The organism is Listeria sp. SHR_NRA_18, assembly GCF_003856515.1.
Lineage (GTDB): Bacteria > Bacillota > Bacilli > Lactobacillales > Listeriaceae > Listeria_A > Listeria_A newyorkensis.
Genome location: NZ_QPKR01000010.1, coordinates 60,328 through 79,517, shown reverse-complemented (window position 1 = coordinate 79,517; position 19,190 = coordinate 60,328). Strand labels below are relative to the sequence as shown.

Here is a 19,190-nt window from a genome sequence, read left to right as displayed (position 1 = left end):
TACTTCTCATTTTTATTGTACAATAGCAAAAAGGAGGAACGCCATTATGATTTTAGAAAGCGCTCTACTTCAAGTCACACAAGGCGACACGACGGCGTTCGAGAAAGATTTCGCCACTGCATCAAAAATTATCAGCGCCATGCCAGGTTACATTAGCCATGAACTGCATAAATGCCTCGAGGATTCTACCGATTATTTGCTTCTCGTTCAGTGGAAAACCTTAGAGGCCCACACAGAAGGCTTTCGAAAGTCGGATGCCTACGAAAACTGGAAAACGTTGCTCCACCACTATTATAACCCTTTCCCCAAAGTGAAGCACTTTACACGAATTATTTAATACTAAAAACCCGAGGACACAGCACCCTCAAGTTTAGCTTCATATCATGGGTTCATTTTTGTCATTGGCGTAATGAAGCATTTTAAAATGAGCATCTAACACCGTCTGCGCGTCTTTTTGTAGTCGCTCTAGCAGTATTTTTTTATCGCCTTTTTTCGGTACTCGCACTTTTATGTCTAAAGATTGTGCTAATAATTTGGCGTCTAATTGTTCTGGAACTAGTAATTCTTTTGGCGGCAGATGATTCGGATCGTTGTAAAAAGCCATGAGAAAGCTTTCTATCATTTCGTTTACTTCGCCGACAAACTCAAAAACTTTAGAATTCCGTCCAACAATAGCTCCATTTCGGACAAAAATCAGCTGAATCGCGCAAAACTGCTCATGCTCGACAAATTGCATCAGATCACGATGCCCAACATCGCGCGTCCATACTTTCTGTTTTTCTGTCACGCGCTCTAAAACATGCAATAATTCGTGGCTTTCTTTCGCGCGCTCAAATTCCAAATTGTCCATTTGACGCTGCATTCGAGCTTCAAGTTCGCGTCTTACATCACGATACCCACCATTTAAGAAATCTGTAACATTGTTAATCTGCACCTCGTATTCTTCTTTTGAAACTTCCCGCGCACATGGCCCGATGCACATCCCGATATGGTAGTAAAAACAGGGACGACCTCTTTTTCCATTGCAATGGCATAATGGATAGATTTTTTGCAATAATTCCAACGTTTCCTCTGCCTTATAGCGACTGGCGTAGGGACCAAAATAAAGCGCGCCGTCCTTCGCTATTTCTTTTGTCAATTCGAGATGTGGATTTTTTTCATTCGTTATTTTGAGGTAGATGTATTGGATTTCGTCTTTTAACATGACATTAAATGGCGGTTGATACTTCATAATAAGCGTCATCTCGAGCATTAAAGCCTCTTGTTCCGTCTCTGTGATAATCAGCTCAAGATCGTGGATATTATGAACTAAACGCGCCGTCTTTCCCATCTGTTTTTTCGTAAAATAGGATTTCACACGCTGTTTTAGATTTTTCGACTTACCTATATATAAAATTTCACCTTTTTTATCCCGGTATATGTAGCAACCAGGTAGTTCAGGTAATGTTTTTAATTTTTGTTTTAAGGTTGTTTCCACGACTACACCTCCGAGACGTACGTTGACACTTTTATTTTAGACTTTGCCAGAGTTTTTGTAAAGCTTACTTGGATATACGAAAACAAAGCCTATTTCAAAAATAGACTTTGCGATTATTATTTATATGGAGTAGTTAACTTCTTACAGAACCAATTCCCATGGTCCCCATTCACCTGCACCAGGAACATCTCCTTGTGTCCACCATTTTGCTTTATACGTTCTACCTTGGTATACCGCAGTGTCTCCAGCAACATAAATGGTATCCGCTTTCCATGTATCTCCGGCTGGTAATTGGTTTACTGTTACTGACACTGCATTACTTGTTGCTGTGCTAGTTCCAGTAGCTGAACTGTCTGTGTTAGTCACAATGCAATAATAATAACTTGTGCCCACTGCGCTTGTTGGTGCATTGTATGTGGTACTTGTTGCGCCACTTATTGCTGTGCCACCAGTGTTCACTTTGCTAGAAGCCTTGTACCATTGATAGCTAAGTGTCCCTTGTGATACATTTGCTCCTATTGTAAGAGCTGATAATCCGCCCACAGTGACTGCCTTATCAGTTGGTTGAGTCGTAATTGTTGGTGTTACTGCACTACTTGTGGCGCTAACGACTACAGATACCGCATTACTTGTCGTCGTTGCAGTCTTGATTCCGGTTGCACTGTTGTCCGTATTCGTTATGACACAATAATAGTAGTTGGTGCCTTCTGTATTTGTTGGTGCATTATATGTGGCACTTGTTGCACCGCTTATTGCTGTACCGCCACTGTTCACTTTGCTAGAAGCCTTGTACCACTGGTAGCTAAGTGTCCCTTTAGATACAGAGCTCACTACCGTTAAATCCGCAGTCCCGCCTATCCTTACATTTTTGTCAGTAGGCTGACCAGAGATTGTCGGAGCTTTAGCATCTGGTGACGGTTGAACTGCATCATTTGCTGCTTTAATAATTGGAGAAATCGTGTTTACAAAGTTGTTTCCGTTCGCTTCATCCCATCCAATGGACCATGTCATAATTCCGCGGTAAGTAGGATATTTGGCAAGCAGTGTATTTAGAGCGGAAGCATAGACGGAAACGCTTTGTGCCCCATTACCTGCACCATTCGTGGAAGGAACGCCGAAAGCAACTTGATCAGGTCGTAATCCCGCAAAAGTCCCCTTATCCATCGTTACAAATCCTGTAATAAGCATCTCAGAAAGGCGCGTATATCCTTCTGCTGAGTAAACTTGGGCAAAAGGTGCACCGGCATTTGCTGATGGTTGTAACCAAGCGAAGTCACCGTTGAAACCGTTATAGTATTGTGGGTGAATATATGTCAAAATATCACGAGTGGCGTTAAGAACCGGAAGAAATGCTCCACCATTCCCTGTACTGATTGCCCCATTTTGAACATAGCAATACTCAGGAGCAGCGGAAATAATGAAATCAGATCCGTAAGTCGTTTTTAAATTACGAAGCAAATATTCAAGGTTTATGGACTGTTGGGATGTCAGGTTCCCAATTTTATCAGTACTCATAACTGCGATGGAACTACCCTCAAAGTCAACGTCAAAGCCATCAAATCCGTATTCATTAATAATATTTTTAACGCCATTCAGAAAAGTATCGCGCTGGGCAGCATTGTCCATGTGAACAACACCGTTTTGTCCGCCACAAGAAATAACAACTTTCTTACCTTGAGCCTGTAGCGTTTGAATGTCTGCTTTAAAAGCCGCTATCTGCTGAGCTTCTGTGCCTGCGTAGACTGCTGAAAGGTCCATTGATAGATTTGGAGTGTAGTAGTTCCCTTTCGTCTCAATAAATGAAACGTTAATGACATCCCAGCCAGAACTTGCTTGGGCCAATGTTTTTTTAGATCCCCCGTTACCGCCCAGCCAATAGCCTATAGTTACGTGTGGTTTAAGCTGTGTACTTGATGCCGCAGACACATGTGTTGTGAACGCCATCACAGCGGAAAGTACTAGAATAATAGCTAAGCCTGCTGTCAGAATATTTCTTTTCAATGATATGTTCATGAAAAATCCCCCTAAATATAATAATTCTTATTACCATGGTTGGATACTCTGATACTATTTCCCTTTAAAATAATTCTGTGAAAAGATTCCCTACATTAAATAAATGCTAACTTTGATAAGTAACCAGTCGATACTTTTTTCCGAATAGTTAAAACCATATTCTTTTACTCATATTCTTATTACACAATCACCCTTTCGTATCATGCTATTTTTCACTAGACTTTTCCACGTTGATAGGGAATCATCTGTGTATTAATTAACTAGTAGATGAACATATTCTCACTTCTAAAAGAATACGCTTCCATGAAGATTATTATCAAAAATTCCCATAGATTTATATTAAAATAAAGTTATATAAATGTCAATTTTAAGCGCTAATTGCTGATATGTTGGTGTAATAATTCTTTCTCCCTATGCATGGAGACATGTTCAGGTTATATATATCTACCACAAAATTGCGTAACATTAACAGATTCAGCTAGAAAGGTTAGATACGTTATTATCAAAATTAACGCTAATGCGGTGATGAAAATAAAAGAAAATGGAACATCCGTTGATACTAACCAACTTTTGTCCCATTCTCTTTAACTTATTCTATGTTTAATGCTAGTCTCTTCACTTCTTGATGCTGTGCATTGTAACCAATTATACGTACAGATGCATTATTATTTGTAATAAGCGTATCCACATTTGTAAACGAATAGTTTCTAGTCTTTTTATCAACTGTCGCTGTTTGCACAATTTGCCCGCCTACTGATAATTTTACTTCTGTAATATCTTTACCGTAGTTTCCGTGGATTTTGCTATCTCCCAATGTATAGTCCTCAGTTGTCAATACATAATTATACAATGCCAAACCTGTCGTATCTATGTCAATACGGTTTATTTCTTTATATTGACTGTCTACAGCAACAACCTGTACAACATCCAATGGACTCGCGACAAAGGAAGCTATATTGGTAAACGTGTACTCTCCTGAAGACGTATTCGCTTGTGTAATTATTTTACCATTCACCCATAAGCGCACTTTGAAAACATCCTTACCATAGTTACCTGATAGCTTCTCATCTCCAATTCTGTATGTCTCTGCGGTAATTGTATTATCTATAGTTGAAGTACCAGTGAGAGTAGCTGCAATACGCTTCACTTCTGTATATTGCGTGTCCACACCAACAATTTCTACCTCATCACTTGTCATCCTGATATAACCTGCTACGTTAGTAAATGTATAACTGCCATCTGAGTTTGTTGTCGCTTGTGCCACAGCTTTACCATTTACCCATAATCGTACTTTCCAAATACTTTTACCAAATGTTCCAGTTACCGTATCACTGCCTATTTCGTAAGAGTCTACTGTAAGGGTATCATCAAACATCGATTCTCCAGATGCTGTAACTGTTATGCGGTTTTTCTCTACATACTTTGTATCAACACCAACAACTTCTATCTTATCTGTTGGTTTTATAATATAACTTGCAGCATTCAAAATTTCATATGTGCCATCTGCCTTAGTAATGGCTTGAGTCACAGCTTTACCATTTATCCACAATCTCACATAAGAAATTCCTGTGCCAAAGGTTCCAGTTAGCTTCGCATCTCCCATATTATACTGTTTTGCGGTTAAACCTTCTGGCGTTAAAACTGTTGTAATCTGTACGGCAATTGTTTTTACTAACTCTGGGTTTGATACTGAAGTTACTGTAATAACTGCTTCTCCTGCACCTTTTGCTGTCCAGTTTCCTGATGCATCCACCGTTATTACTTCTGAATCACTTGATTGATACGTTACAGCCTGATTAGCTTTAGATGGAGAAATGGTCGCTATCACCTGTCCACTATCTTGGTCGCCCGCTTGAATTTGATTCACGCTTGTTTCTATTGATGTTGCTGCCTCTTTTGGTAGTAAAGTTACATATCTATCTAAAAGCGTTGTCTTCATTGGTTCAGATAAGACATCAATAGCAAGAAGTAAATCATCTTTCACTTCTGCATAATCATTATTTACAATTAAAGGATTAGCTTGAATCATTTCCGCTAAAGTATGAATCCTGGCTACTAAGTCTTCCTCTGCATTATTTCTTAGATTGTCATTCACTAGACCTGCTTTGGTGACAGTGAACGTGTTCGTCTTTTGTGCTGTGTTCACAATTGGCAGGTTATCTACTTTCAATCTCACAGGCTCTGCATGGTATACTCGTACTTTATAACCAACCTTGATAGTAGGTGTATCTTTACTAGGCACTGTGCCTGAACCAGACATTGATTTCGTATAAATCACATTATTGTTCAAGTCTAATATTTCTAGCTTGGCATATTCTGTAGATCCAAAGTAAACATGTGGGCTGGTAGATGTTAATGCCATTGTCAATTTTTCTTTATTCAAATCAACAATAGCTGTGGCAAATTCACCGTCACCTAAACCTAAGAAATGAATCGTTTGGCTTATTAGAGGGCTTGCTTTTTTCGCAGTATAAGTGACAGTCACGTCGTTCGTTGCTTCTTTCACTCGTAAATAGTGCGTATCAAAGCTATATTTCACAGCTTTCCCTGTTGGTAAATTAATAGTATAGATTCCATTTGGCAATGTTCCAATATTTAAATCTTTGGAAGTAATCTTCACTCGTTTGATTTCTTTTGTACCGTTAGTTAGTACTAAATATTGACCTTCTAATTGCGAAAAATCGTCTATTTTCAAGTGAATCATCGCACTCCCAGAAAGCTCACTAGATGCCAATTGATCTGTGTCAACTAATGCAAAAGGTGTTTCAAGCCCTAATCTATTTTGAATTGTTGTTAGCTGAGAAGCTGGTACTAATTCTGTTATTGGTGCTACTGGTTTATAATTACGCGAACGGTTATCTTCTTGTTGTTGTGTAGACATCGTTCCTCCAAATGATAAGATGGTTGGAGTAAAATCAAAACCACTGGCTTGTCCATAATAACGGGAAATTAAATCAAGTAGGTAATGATTGCTGGGTTCATATCCAGGTGTGTTAGCCATTTTTCGATGCTCTTTGTTGAATAATATAAAGGCATCATCTCCAGCTTTATTTTGTAAAGTAACCATAGCAAGAAGCTTAGAACTTACATCCCAATTGTTAACAGGGGTATGTGTGGTTTGCCAAAGATTGATAACTCTTCTTTCCATACCAGGTTTATCTCCATAATTGTATAACCAGCCGTCTTGAAAAATTCTTGTTCCCATTGTTTTTTTCTCATAAGCAGCCGCATAAATATTATTCCACACCTCACCTACATTAAAACTACTGTCATTCATAAATGATCCTTGGTATCCATGAGCGATTTCATGTAGCCCACCCCAGCCCTTAGACAAATAAAAATCCGCTAATGAATCGCTGTTTTGTGCTGTGTGATCTCCACCATAGTAAGCAGCTCCAGCACCATGGGCGTTAGCTTTCATGAAATACTTATTAGAGATATTTTTATCTGTCGGGTTTTCAGGCGTAAATGATAGACCATCCAATTTGTTATATGTCTCAAAAACATCTGTATAATAGTCAATAAGACCATCAATAGAACTGAAATCTCTCATTCTTTTCATGTAGGCTTTGTCCTTTTTAGGAACAAATGTTTGGAAATATTTAGAGTATATCAAAGCGAATTCTGCATTCGAATTATCCCACTGTTGAAAGAATGCAGCTTCATTATCACCTTTATGATATATTGGTAATGTCTTCATCGTATTCGTTACTTTATATTCAAGAACAGGTGCTTCTTTTCCAAAAGTAGTGTCAATAAAAGGCACTGCTGTATAAGCATTGCTGACCACTTGCCAATTGGATGTAATGTTCACCGATTTCTCTTTTTGGGAATCATCATTTAATAATTCCATTGTTAACCTCTCTTGAAAATCAGGGTTGGTTTGTCTAATCTCTAGTTGAACATTAGCGGGCAGAATGATGCCTAAATCTTGCTTATCATGGTAAATCCCCTTTGAAATACCAGCATTATCTAACCATGTTGGTTTCTCTAAAACATATAAAGATTTCGTCTGTACAGAATCCGCATGCACTTGTTGCGCAAACCCTCCCAATACAATTAAAATCATTAATAATAAACTTGCTTGAATTTTTTTCATACCTGCTCCTTTTTGTAGTTTCATGATAACTACGTCCTTGTATTTTAGTCATATAATTATGTGACTCTCTCAGCATACCATCTGGGAATCAAATAAAAAATACAATATATCCACTGAATAGATAGATAACATGTAGATTCTATGACAATTTAATATAAATAGAGATACAGTATGAATAAAAAAATAAAGATTCTAGTCATTTAGACAAAATCTCTAAACAGCTAGAATGCTTATTTTCTATTTTTGAAATTAACAAAGTGAACCTGAATAAAAATTGGTAACAGTATGTTTCAGACTTCCTCATAATCCTGATTATTACAGGGCCTTAGATTATCGTTATCATAACGGTAAAAAGATTCGCGTATTATCAAGTTCTTCTGTAAGGAAGAAATATATAGCTCATACATTTTCATCAATCATCATTTCTTGGTTGTGATTTTCTCTTGAAACAGCGACCAAAGCTAAACCGCGGCTACTTCTAACTAATACATTGACAGCTGATGCAAAAAATCTGATCGTTTCTAAAAATTTTTTCACCAATACTACACCTTATGTATATTGAGGAACACAAAATACGTGTCCGAGAATTTCGGACACGTATTTGCTAAACAGTTATTAATATCTATACAGATTACATGAAATAGCTTCTGAAATTTTGGTTCACAAGCTATTTGACAACCACTGCTAAAACCTTACCCAATACTACCTTCCATCTCGAACTTAATCAAACGGTTCATTTCGACGGCGTATTCCATTGGTAATTCTTTTGTGAATGGTTCAATGAAGCCCATGACAATCATTTCTGTTGCTTCTTCTTCGGTTACACCACGGCTCATCAGATAGAATAGTTGTTCCTCGGATACTTTGGAAACTTTCGCTTCGTGTTCTAAGGAAATGTCGCTATTTAGGATTTCGTTGTATGGAATCGTGTCTGATGTGGATGCGTTATCCATAATCAGCGTATCACACTCGATGTTGGAGCGAGAACCGGCTGAGTTACGGCCAAAGTGCACGATACCACGATAGGTTACGTTACCACCTTGTTTGGAAATCGATTTGGAAACGATGGTTGACGATGTGTTTGGCGCCAAGTGAAGCATTTTTGCTCCGGCGTCTTGACGTTGGCCTTTACCGGCAATCGCGATGGAAAGTGTCATACCGCGTGCACCTTCTCCGCGAAGATGAACCGCTGGGTATTTCATCGTTAATTTCGAGCCGATGTTTCCGTCAATCCATTCCATTGTCGCATTTTCATCACAGAAAGTACGCTTGGTTACGAGATTGTAAACGTTGTTAGCCCAGTTTTGAATCGTTGTGTAACGGCAATAGGCATCGCGTTTTACAATGATTTCAACGACAGCTGAATGAAGGGAATTCGTCGTGTAAACGGGTGCTGTACAGCCTTCTACATAGTTGACGCTCGCGCCCTCATCCACGATAATCAGTGTACGCTCAAATTGTCCCATGTTCTCCGAGTTAATACGGAAATAAGCTTGGAGCGGTGTATCCACTTTCACGCCTTTTGGAACGTAGATGAATGAGCCACCAGACCAAACCGCCGAGTTAAGTGCTGCGAATTTGTTGTCGGTTGGCGGGATTACTTTTGAAAAATACTCGCGGAAAATGTCTTCGTTTTCTTTGAGCGCTGAATCTGTGTCTTTGAAGACGATACCGATATCTTCTAGATCTTGCTTCAAGTTATGGTAAACTACTTCGGACTCGTATTGCGCGGAAGCACCGGCAAGGTATTTCTGCTCTGCTTCTGGAATGCCGAGTTTGTCGAAGGTACGCTTGATTTCATCGGGAACCTCGTCCCAATCGTTTACCGTGTGATCCGATGGCTTCACGTAATAGCGAATATCTTCAAATTTCAGTTCGGATAAGTCGCCACCCCATTGCGGCATTGGCATTTTATAAAATTGTTCTAGGGACTTCAAGCGGAAATCGAGCATCCACTGGGGTTCTTCTTTAATCGTCGAAATTTCGCGTACGATATCTTCTGTCAAACCACGTTCACTACGGAATACAGATGTATCTTTATCATGGAACCCGTATTTATATTCGCCCATTTCTGGAATTTCAGTCATAGTCAAGATCCTCCTTTAAACTTATTATTTCTTTCCTTCAAACTCGAAAATCGCACGTTCCATGGCTTTCCATGAAAGAGTCGCGCATTTGATTCGAGCTGGGAATTTCGCAACGCCTGATAAAGCTTCGACGTCACCATTTTCGTCGATCACATCGTGTTCATGACCTTGCACCATTTCTGAGAAGTCACGCGACATTTTGAGGGCTTCTTTTTCTGATTTTCCGATAATACTCTCGGTCATCATCGAAGCACTCGCCATCGATATCGAGCATCCGCTACCTGTGAATTTTGCGGCAGTGATAATTTCATTTTCCACTTTGAGATGGAGATGGATTTCGTCACCGCACGTTGGGTTATTCAGGTCAATTGTGACACTTTCGTCGTCGAGCGTGCCGTTGTTGCGCGGATTTTTGTAGTGATCCATAATAACTTGGCGATATAGTTGATCTAATTTGCGACCACTCATAGTCCGAAATACTCCTTTGTTAGCTTGAGGGCAGCAATAAACTGGTCGACCTCCTGCTTGGTATTATATACGTAAAAACTTACTCTGGCTGTGGAAGACGTATCCAACCACTTCATGAGCGGCTGTGCGCAGTGATGTCCAGCGCGGATAGCCACGCCTTCTTCATCAAGCACTGTCGCAATATCGTGGGGATGTGCTCCTTCTAAATTAAACGTAATCAGTCCGCAACGCTTTTTCGCGTCTAGTGGACCATATATCGTAATGCCGTCTAGCTTCTGCATTTCTGCTATCGCGTAGGCGGTTAATTCTTCTTCATGATTGTGAATCAGGTCAAAACCGATCGTTTCCAAATAATCAATCGCGGCACCAAGACCAATCGCTCCCGCAATGTTCGGCGTCCCGGCTTCCATTTTCCACGGCAGTTCTTTCCATGTCGCATCTTGCAATTCTACAAAATCGATCATTTCACCGCCAAATTCAGTCGGGTTCATCGCGTCAAGCAATTCTCGTTTCCCGTAAAGCGCGCCAATTCCAGTCGGAGCCATCATTTTATGACCCGAAAAAGCGTAGAAGTCAGCGTCCAATGCGAGAACGTCGACCTTCATGTGTGGCACAGCTTGCGCGCCATCGACAACGGTAACAGCGCCGACCGAATGCGCTAAATCCGCAATCTCGCGAACCGGTGCAATCGAGCCAATGACATTAGAAACGTGCGCAATCGCGACAATCTTCGTTTTTTCGTTGATTGCTTTTTGGGCATTGGCAAGCGTAATCGTCGCGTCCGCGTCCAAATCGATATAGACAAGCGTCGCGCCCGTGCGTTTCGCCAATTGTTGCCACGGAATCAAGTTACTATGATGCTCCAAGTGGGAAATCACAATCTCATCCCCAGCCTGCAAATTCGCATCACCATAACCGTTCGCGACCATATTAATCGCCGTCGTCGTCCCGCGCGTGAAAATAATTTCCGCCGTTTCGCGAGCACCGATAAAGCGCGCCACCTTCGCACGACTACCTTCATAAGCATCCGTCGCGCGAGCAGCCAACGTATGCACACCGCGGTGAACATTCGCGTTTTCCCACTCATAATACTTCATTACCGCATCCAAGACCTGCTTCGGCTTTTGGGAAGTAGCTGCATTATCCAGATAAGCAAGCGGTTTTTCATTGATTTCTTGCTTTAAAATCGGAAAATCAGCCTGAATTTTTTGGGTTAGCGTCATGTTAGCGCACTTTCCCTTCAATAACTTCCTTCAATTGAAGTTTCACACTTTCAATCGGCAGTTGGCGCACAACGGGATCAAGGAAACCGTGAATAACAAGGCGTTCTGCTTCTTGTTTCGAGATACCACGACTCATTAGATAGAAAAGTTGCAACGGATCCACACGACCAACTGACGCCGCGTGCCCAGCTACTACATCATTTTCATCGATTAAAAGAATTGGATTGGCATCTCCGCGAGCTTTTGGACTAAGCATCAATACGCGAGACTCTTGTTGTGCATCCGATTTCGACGCGCCGTGTTTAATATGACCAATACCGTTGAAAATTGTTGTCGCGCTATCTTTCATAACACCATGTGACAAAATCGTACCTAGTGAAGCCAATCCGTAATGCGTCACGCGTGTCGTAATGTTTTGCGTTTGTTTACCACGACCAACCGTCACCGTTTTCACGTCACTGACAGAGCCATTGCCCATCAAGTTCGTCGTATTTTCATTAATCGTGTCGCCATCGTTCATCAAACCAAGCGCCCACTCTACACGGCTATCATTGCCAACATGTCCACGGCGGCTAACATAAGTCGTAGCGCCACTTCCCAAGTTGTCCACCGCACCGAATTTAATTTGCGCATTATTTTCCGCAATCACTTCAGCGACAATATTCACGATACCTTTATTCTCAGCGTCAAGCGTCACATAGTTTTCCACGTACGTTACGGCGCTATTATCATCCGCAACCAATAACACATGATTCACGAGTGGAGACGCTGCGTTTCCGTGTGCAAAAACCGCTTGAATCGGCTCTTTCACTTCCACGTTTTTCGGGACATATAAGAACAATCCACCATTCACAAGCGCCGTATGGAAGGCTGTCAAACGACTTTCATCCACTTTCACCGCTTCTGTCATAAAATATTTCTGCACGAGTTCCGGATGTTCCTTCGCCGCCGTGATGATATCCGTAAAAATAACACCCGCATCTGCTAACTCTTGGCTTAAATGAAGTCGCGCTGGGCGGTTATCGATTTGGACGTATACATTCGCGTCCTCCGCAATTAAAGCCTGCACATTTTCAGGTAACGCTTCGTTCGTCACACCCGTTTGAAAAGCCGCATAAGCCTCAAACTTCGTGAAATTCCAGCGATCAATCTTCGTTTTATCTACAAATGGCAATGCTAATTCTGATGCTTGTTGCCATGCGTTTATCCGTAGCTCTGTTAACCAGCCAGGCTCGCCTAAATCGCCTGAAAAAGCACGGATAAAATCATCTTTTACAGCTAAATTTTCTGTCATGATTTATCCCTCACTCTCTTATTTTTGGTCAACGGTTTCTTCTTCTTCGTCAAACTCGATACCAAGTTCTTGCTTAATCCAGTCATAACCTTCGCCCTCTAAGCGCTTCGCAAGTTCAGATCCGCCACTTTTCACGACTTTACCTTGCATCATTACGTGCACAAAATCAGGCTCGATGTAGTTCAGCAAACGTTGGTAATGGGTAATAATCAAGCAACCAAAACCTTCGCCGCGCATTTCGTTAATTCCTTTTGAAACAACTTTCAGCGCATCGATATCAAGACCTGAATCGATTTCATCTAGAATCGCGATTGTAGGCTCAATCATCAATAATTGCAGAATTTCGTTACGCTTTTTCTCCCCGCCAGAGAAACCTTCGTTCAAATAACGCTCCGCCATTTCTTCGTCCATTTCCAAAATCGCCATTTTTTCGTCTAATTTGCGGATATATTGCATAAGCGGAATTTCTTTACCTTCTTCACGACGGCTGTTAATCGCAGCACGCATGAACTCGGCGTTTGTAACCCCACTAATTTCACTTGGATATTGCATGGCTAGGAATAGACCAGCACGAGCGCGTTCGTCAACTTCCATTTCGAGAACGTTTTCCCCGTCAAGCTCGATTGTTCCGCTCGTTACTTCATATTTAGGATGCCCCATAATAGCTGAGGATAGTGTCGATTTACCAGTTCCGTTAGGTCCCATTATTGCGTGGATTTCCCCTGTAGAAATTTCTAGGTTTACCCCTTTTAAAATCTCTTTGCCTTCTATTTCAACATGTAAATCTTGAATTTTCAACGTTGACATTAAAAATTACCTCCTAATTTTTTCGCATTATTTTTCAGTACGTATGGTTCTAGTTTAGTATAATTCTAATCTAATTACAACTATCCGAAATACTTTCTTTTTTAAAACGTCTTACTTTGTGATGTAGCCTTGTTCTTCCCTCCATCGCTCATATTATCACTCACTCGCTGGCACTTGAGAAAATCACCATTCGCGTCCTCTACCAGTGTACCAAAATGCAACACCGAAAACACCCAAAAAGGTTTTAAAAAAGGATTGTCGAAACGAGCCCTATATGCTATGGTTATGTTAGCGTCATAATTTTGAAATATTCAAGAGTATACTTGATAATCAAGCAACAAGAATTAATGGAGGCATATTTAATATGAAGAAAGCCATCATCGCATTAACTTTGATTGTTCTATCGGTAGCTATTTTTTTAACCGCGTGCAGTTCGCCGAAATCAGAGTTCATGGCATCCTTTCGAAATATCGTAAAGAACAAACAATATACTGCTACATTCATGCTGCAACCTAAGGCAATATCCGGTTTTGAGGCACTCGACCGCTTGAATCCAGAAGCCCTAACCGCAAGCAATTTAACTGTGAAAACATCGCGTGATACAGAACGCGATTTAACCTATAGCACATTTGGCATCCATATCGGTGGTGCGCCAACGATGGATTTGACCGCGCATTCCTTCCAAAACGGGAGCACCGGAAAAACGTTTGTGCCTGTGAATGATTTTTTTGAAACAGCTGCACCCGTTACGAACATGCTGGATTTGGCGACAGATTCGGTTTACTCGAAAGTACTTTCTGAAAATGAAGATTTAAAGGGCAAATACATTGACCTACTTCAAACGTTGCAGAATGTCACGGGTCAAGTTATTGATGAAAACACGGTCGATGAACAAGCCGATCAACTCCAAGCTATCGAAGGAAAAACCGCTTTTCTTCTTTATAAGAAGTTAAACAGCTTGGATAAAAGTCATTATCAAACGGTAAATGGGACGATTAAACTCACGCTTAACAAGAAAGAACTCGCAGAATTGGCCAACGCTTGGCTGGAAGAATTCCATTCCAATCAGGATTTTATTAGTATTTATGCAGAAATAGCTGGCCTGACGGAATCTCAAGCGAAAGAAGGCTGGGAGAATCGTAGTAGCGAGATGCAAGACGCATTGAAAAGCCTGATTCAGAATAAGAAAATACAGCTTAGTACTATCATGACGGTGTACCCCGATTCTGATAAAGGCGTCAAGAAGCTCGTGATGGCCTTCGATTATGCCAATCAGGATAAGCAGCAGAAGCTAAAATTCGATTTTACGATGAATTTGCTAGATTTCGAGAAAATACCAACACCACCAACGAAAGAGGATATCCTCACGAAAAAAGAACTCGATAACGTGATGACGGACATCATCCGCGCCCAACGAAAATAGCTATGGCACATGTGCCATAGCTATTTTCTCATTTTACCGTCTCGCAATATTCACCGTCGTAAACACGAATTTATCATAACGGTGGCGCGACTTCGAATACTCAAACGCCATCCCATTATTCAAATAAACCGTCTGCTCGACTTCAATCACGGGATCCATCTCCGAACAATCAAGGTAATCAAAATCAAGTTGTCCAGGCTTATCCGCTCGAATTTGCTTATAAGAACTGGCGATTTTCAAGTTTAACCGTTCGCGAATATACGTATAAATCGAATGCTCCAAAACTTCTTGCGTCACGCCCGGAATCAACGCAACAGGCATGCACGTGTGCTCCAAAACATAAGGCTCACCGTCCACAAGTCGCGCCCGAACAATATCGTAAATCGGCGTTTCCAAATCAATATTTAACCGCTCCGCTACATACTTATCCGGAAACGTCACCTGAAACTGCACGATCTTACTTGCCACATCGCGTCCTTCCAACAACTTCGTAAAGCCGTTCACTTCCTGGCTATGAATATTCAAGCGGTCCATATCCAGCGCAGACTTAATAATAAACGTCCCATGCCCGCGCTTTCGATACAGCAACCCTTCCAAAACAAGAACTTCCAGTGCCTTCTTCATCGTCATGCGACTACAATCAAATTCTTTGGCAAGCGTCATCTCATCCGGAATCGGTTTATCAAGCGGATATTTCTTCGCGAAAATACGCTTTTTCAACTCCTCCGCGATAAAACTATATTTAGTCTGATTATTGGCCATGACGCTAAACACCTCTTTTTCTTTCTATTTTACCATAAAAATTACTCGGCATCCTCAAAACCGTGATTATCAGAAAGCTCTTTATACCAACGCCCGGAAGATTTAATCGTACGCTTGTAATCTTGATCGAGATTCACTTCAACCAAACCATAACGATTTTTGTACGCGTTCGCCCAAGACCAGCAATCCATAAACGTCCACAGATGATACCCTTTACAGTTCGCACCTTCCGCCATCGCTTTATGCAACCACTTCAAATGATCCTTAATAAACGCAATCCGGTAATGGTCATCAATGTAGCCTTCCGCCGTACGATAACGATCTTCGCCCTCAACGCCCATCCCATTTTCAGAAATAAAGAACGGAATGTTACCATAATTATCACGCAGATTAATCGCAATATCGTAAATCGCTTTCTCAAAAATTTCCCAGCCACGATACGGATTCATTTTGCGATATGGCATTTCGTAGTTATCAAATAAGTGCTCCGGCATAAATGGCGCATCAGGATGAGCCGCATATTCCTTGGCTTTCACACGGCGCGGCTGGTAATAATTCACGCCCAGAATATCGATAATATTGTTTTTAATAATCGCCAAATCTTCCTCCGTATACGTCGGCAAAATATCATGTTCCTTCAAAATTTCTACCAAATCAGCAGGAAACTCGCCTTTTGTCACTGGATCAAGGAAACTGCGGTTGAAAATTAAATCCGCGATATGTGCCGCACGAATATCAGCAGGATTTTGACTACGCGGGTAAGATGGCGTCAAGTTCAGGATAATCCCGATTTCACCATGTTGCTCGAGCGCATGGTACTCCTTCACCGCAAGCGCATGAGCCACCGTCGTATGATACGCCACCTGTACCGCACGTTTGAAATCTACAACATTCGGATAATGCGCGTCATACAAATAGCCCATTTCAACAGGAACAATCGGCTCATTAAACGTAAACCAATGTTTCACACGGTCACCAAATAATTCAAAACACGTTTTTGCAAAAGTCGCGTAAGCACTCACAACTTCGCGATTTTCCCAACCACCGATTTCCTGCATCGACATCGGCATATCGAAATGATACAGGTTCATAAACGGCTCGACACCATTCGCAAGCATCTCATCGATCACACGATTATAAAAATCCACCGCTTTCGGATTCACGTCCCCAATCCCATCAGGAATCAAGCGCGACCACTGAATCGACGTCCGAAACGAATTATGCCCCGTTTCCTTCATCAACTGAATATCCTCTTTATATTGATAATAAAAATTAGACGTGTTCACCGGCCCCACATTATTGAAAAAACGGCCTGGTTCTATCTCATACCAATGATCCCAAATACTCGGTTTTCTGCCATCAACAGCAGCAGCCCCTTCCGTTTGCGGACCCGACGCAGCACTACCCCACCAAAAATCTTGCGGAAATTCATATTTCATCATTTCTACCTCCAAGAGACGAGCAGCAAGTACCCGTTTAATATCTTTATTATACCCTATTCTTTTAAAAGTATAAACTTATAACTTGGTAAAGATGTATTTGGATTGAAAGCCAAAATAAAAACACCCATTTCAAAATGAGTGTTTTTCAGACCTTCAATTCAACTAGAGATGTGCATGTTTCGTTTTTCTTGTTATAATAAAATCAGTAGAGGCGTAAAGATGGTGGCTATCAACATGAAGGTGGTGATGCTTATGAACATGAGCTCTAACCCTTTGGAAAGGACAACCATGTCTGTTGCAGAAGCGATTGCGCTCATGATTGGCTTTGGGAGCTTCTTAGTTTCCTTAATCGGTCTAGTAGTCAAGATTGCTAAAGCAGTGCAAAAAGACAAAGAATAGCCATCTACCTCAACTTTGACGGGTTGATAGATGGCTATTCAAGCATTTATAAATAAGTCACTGTTCTGAGAAACTTCTACTTGTGAAGAGGGTTGTGTTACTAGCACGACTCTCTTTTCATACCCATTATAACAAAATCTCCATCCTCACGCAACATTTCTTCTTTCAGCCTCTTGCTAACCGCCACCAACTAGGCTAAAATAAACACATGTCGTATATGTCTAGGAATATGGCCCAGACGTTTCTACTTAGCTACCGTAAATGGCTAAACTACGAGCAATAGCATATCTCGATTTCTGTTTGAAGGCAGGATCGATTCTTTTTTGCGATGGCTCATCTTTGAAAAATGTGCGACAACACAATTCAGGGAGGCTTTTTTTAATGGAAAAATTGTTTAAACTGCGAGAAAATAAGACAACGATGAAAACAGAAATTTTGGCGGGGTTAACGACGTTCTTGTCGATGGCTTACATATTATTTGTGAATCCTTCCGCGCTTGCAACGACTGGTATGGATATGAGCGCGGTGTTCGTGGCTACGGCTCTAGCTGCTGTCGTCGGGTCGCTGCTCATGGGATTCATCGCGAACTATCCGATTGGTCTAGCACCTGGAATCGGGCTTAGTTCCTTTTTTGCGTACACGGTTTGCGCGCAGTGGGGCATCCCTTGGGAAACGGCACTATCTGGCGTTTTAGTTTCAGGTTGCGTATTTATCGTCCTTACTGTAACAGGGATTCGTGAAAAAATTATCAACGCGATTCCAACCGAATTAAAATTTGCCGTTGGGGCTGGGATTGGTTTTTTCATCGCCTTTCTTGGTTTGAAAAATGCTGGGATTATCGTCGGAAATAAAGCGACACTCGTAGCCCTTGGTGATTTGCATAATAGCGCGGTGTTGCTTGCTGTTTTCGGCATCGTAGTTACGATTATTCTCATGACATTGAACGTAAATGGCGCGATTTTTATCGGGATGGCTTCGACTGCTGTTGTGGGCATGATTTTCCAGCTTATCGATGTTCCGACGCAAGTTGTAGCGCCAATTCCAGATATTTCGCCTACTTTTGGGCAAGCGCTTTTCCATCTTGGTGATATTTTCACACCGCAGATGCTGATTGTTATTTTGACATTCTTCTTCATCGATTTCTTTGATACGGCGGGAACGCTTGTGGCGGTGGCGAATCAAGCTGGATTTATGAAGGATAATAAAATTCCGCGCGCGAGCCGTGCTTTGTTCGCGGATTCCTCGGCAACGATTGTCGGTTCGATTCTTGGAACGTCGACAACAACGTCTTACGTCGAGTCAACAGCTGGTGTTGCGGTCGGTGGCCGAACTGGTTTAACGGCGATTGTGATTGCGGTTTGCTTCGGTTTATCGATGTTCTTCTCGCCACTTCTCGGGGTCATCACAAGCGCTGTAACGACGCCCGCACTCGTGATTGTCGGGATTCTAATGATTGGTAACGTGGCGCATATTGACTGGTCCAAATTCGAAATCGCCGTACCTTGTTTCATGGTTATTCTGATGATGGTACTCAGCTTTTCGATTGCATCAGGAATCGCGCTTGGCTTCATTTTCTACCCAATTACAATGTTCTTCAAAGGTAGATACAAAGAAGTCCACCCGATTATGTATGTATTAATGGTCTTGTTTATCTGCTATTTCATATTTGTGGTTTAAAAAGGATTGGGCGTCTCGG

The 19,190-nt window shown here is 41.4% G+C and carries 15 protein-coding genes and 1 riboswitch; of the genes, 4 read left to right on the top strand and 11 right to left on the bottom strand.

Features of this window, described 5'->3' with window-relative positions:
* Positions 1-46 precede the first annotated feature (46 nt).
* Positions 47-337: an antibiotic biosynthesis monooxygenase family protein gene (locus DUK53_RS13855; RefSeq protein ID WP_036129808.1), complete on the top strand. Its 291-nt coding sequence runs from the start codon at positions 47-49 to the stop codon at positions 335-337.
* A 39-nt stretch (positions 338-376) separates the two neighbouring features.
* Here the strand turns inward: DUK53_RS13855 and uvrC are convergent, their stop codons facing one another.
* The 9 genes from uvrC to sufC all read right to left on the bottom strand — a co-directional run bounded on the left by uvrC (position 377) and on the right by sufC (position 13,468).
* Positions 377-1,477, bottom strand: coding sequence for an excinuclease ABC subunit UvrC (gene uvrC / locus DUK53_RS13850; RefSeq protein ID WP_036095093.1), 1,101 nt, complete (start codon positions 1,475-1,477; stop codon positions 377-379).
* A gap of 141 nt (positions 1,478-1,618) precedes the next feature.
* Positions 1,619-3,490 carry a glycosyl hydrolase family 18 protein gene (locus tag DUK53_RS13845; protein WP_052164779.1) on the bottom strand — a complete coding sequence of 624 codons (1,872 nt, stop codon included), beginning with the start codon at positions 3,488-3,490 and terminating at the stop codon, positions 1,619-1,621.
* Between the two features lie 589 nt (positions 3,491-4,079).
* Positions 4,080-7,613, bottom strand: coding sequence for an immunoglobulin-like domain-containing protein (locus DUK53_RS13840; RefSeq protein ID WP_052164778.1), 3,534 nt, complete (start codon positions 7,611-7,613; stop codon positions 4,080-4,082).
* Between the two features lie 375 nt (positions 7,614-7,988).
* Positions 7,989-8,126, bottom strand: a complete 138-nt coding sequence (locus DUK53_RS17540; protein WP_156110555.1) for a hypothetical protein — start codon at positions 8,124-8,126, stop codon at positions 7,989-7,991.
* Positions 8,127-8,281: 155 nt separating this feature from the next.
* The gene (sufB, locus tag DUK53_RS13835) at positions 8,282-9,676 is read right to left on the bottom strand and encodes a Fe-S cluster assembly protein SufB (RefSeq protein WP_036095092.1); all 1,395 of its coding nucleotides are present in this window, start codon (positions 9,674-9,676) and stop codon (positions 8,282-8,284) included.
* Between the two features lie 24 nt (positions 9,677-9,700).
* On the bottom strand, positions 9,701-10,144 hold the full coding sequence (gene sufU / locus DUK53_RS13830; protein ID WP_036065802.1) for a Fe-S cluster assembly sulfur transfer protein SufU: 444 nt from the start codon (positions 10,142-10,144) through the stop codon (positions 9,701-9,703).
* Positions 10,141-11,367, bottom strand: a complete 1,227-nt coding sequence (locus tag DUK53_RS13825; RefSeq protein ID WP_036129805.1) for a cysteine desulfurase — start codon at positions 11,365-11,367, stop codon at positions 10,141-10,143. Before DUK53_RS13825 ends, sufU begins: the two co-directional genes overlap by 4 nt.
* Position 11,368: 1 nt before the next feature.
* Positions 11,369-12,661 (bottom strand): Fe-S cluster assembly protein SufD, encoded by a 1,293-nt coding sequence (gene sufD / locus DUK53_RS13820; protein WP_036129804.1) that lies wholly within the window; start codon positions 12,659-12,661, stop codon positions 11,369-11,371.
* Between the two features lie 18 nt (positions 12,662-12,679).
* Positions 12,680-13,468 (bottom strand): Fe-S cluster assembly ATPase SufC, encoded by a 789-nt coding sequence (gene sufC / locus DUK53_RS13815; RefSeq protein ID WP_036129802.1) that lies wholly within the window; start codon positions 13,466-13,468, stop codon positions 12,680-12,682.
* Between the two features lie 364 nt (positions 13,469-13,832).
* Between sufC and DUK53_RS13810 the strand changes: the two genes are divergently transcribed.
* Positions 13,833-14,891: an Lmo2079 family surface lipoprotein gene (locus tag DUK53_RS13810; protein WP_036095087.1), complete on the top strand. Its 1,059-nt coding sequence runs from the start codon at positions 13,833-13,835 to the stop codon at positions 14,889-14,891.
* Positions 14,892-14,924: 33 nt separating this feature from the next.
* On the opposite strand, the gene DUK53_RS13805 is transcribed toward DUK53_RS13810, so the two are convergent.
* Both DUK53_RS13805 and DUK53_RS13800 read right to left on the bottom strand, forming a co-directional pair.
* Positions 14,925-15,653 (bottom strand): GntR family transcriptional regulator, encoded by a 729-nt coding sequence (locus DUK53_RS13805; RefSeq protein WP_036095086.1) that lies wholly within the window; start codon positions 15,651-15,653, stop codon positions 14,925-14,927.
* 41 nt (positions 15,654-15,694) lie between these two features.
* A complete protein-coding gene (locus tag DUK53_RS13800) occupies positions 15,695-17,092 on the bottom strand; it encodes a glycoside hydrolase family 1 protein (RefSeq protein WP_036129798.1) in 1,398 nt (465 codons plus the stop codon).
* Positions 17,093-17,347: 255 nt separating this feature from the next.
* Here DUK53_RS13800 and DUK53_RS13795 point away from each other — a divergent pair, with 255 nt between their 5' ends.
* Positions 17,348-17,494: a putative holin-like toxin gene (locus DUK53_RS13795; RefSeq protein ID WP_103034913.1), complete on the top strand. Its 147-nt coding sequence runs from the start codon at positions 17,348-17,350 to the stop codon at positions 17,492-17,494.
* A 191-nt stretch (positions 17,495-17,685) separates the two neighbouring features.
* Positions 17,686-17,787: riboswitch (purine riboswitch) on the top strand.
* Positions 17,788-17,875: 88 nt separating this feature from the next.
* Positions 17,876-19,171 carry an NCS2 family permease gene (locus DUK53_RS13790; protein ID WP_036095080.1) on the top strand — a complete coding sequence of 432 codons (1,296 nt, stop codon included), beginning with the start codon at positions 17,876-17,878 and terminating at the stop codon, positions 19,169-19,171.
* Positions 19,172-19,190 lie beyond the last annotated feature (19 nt).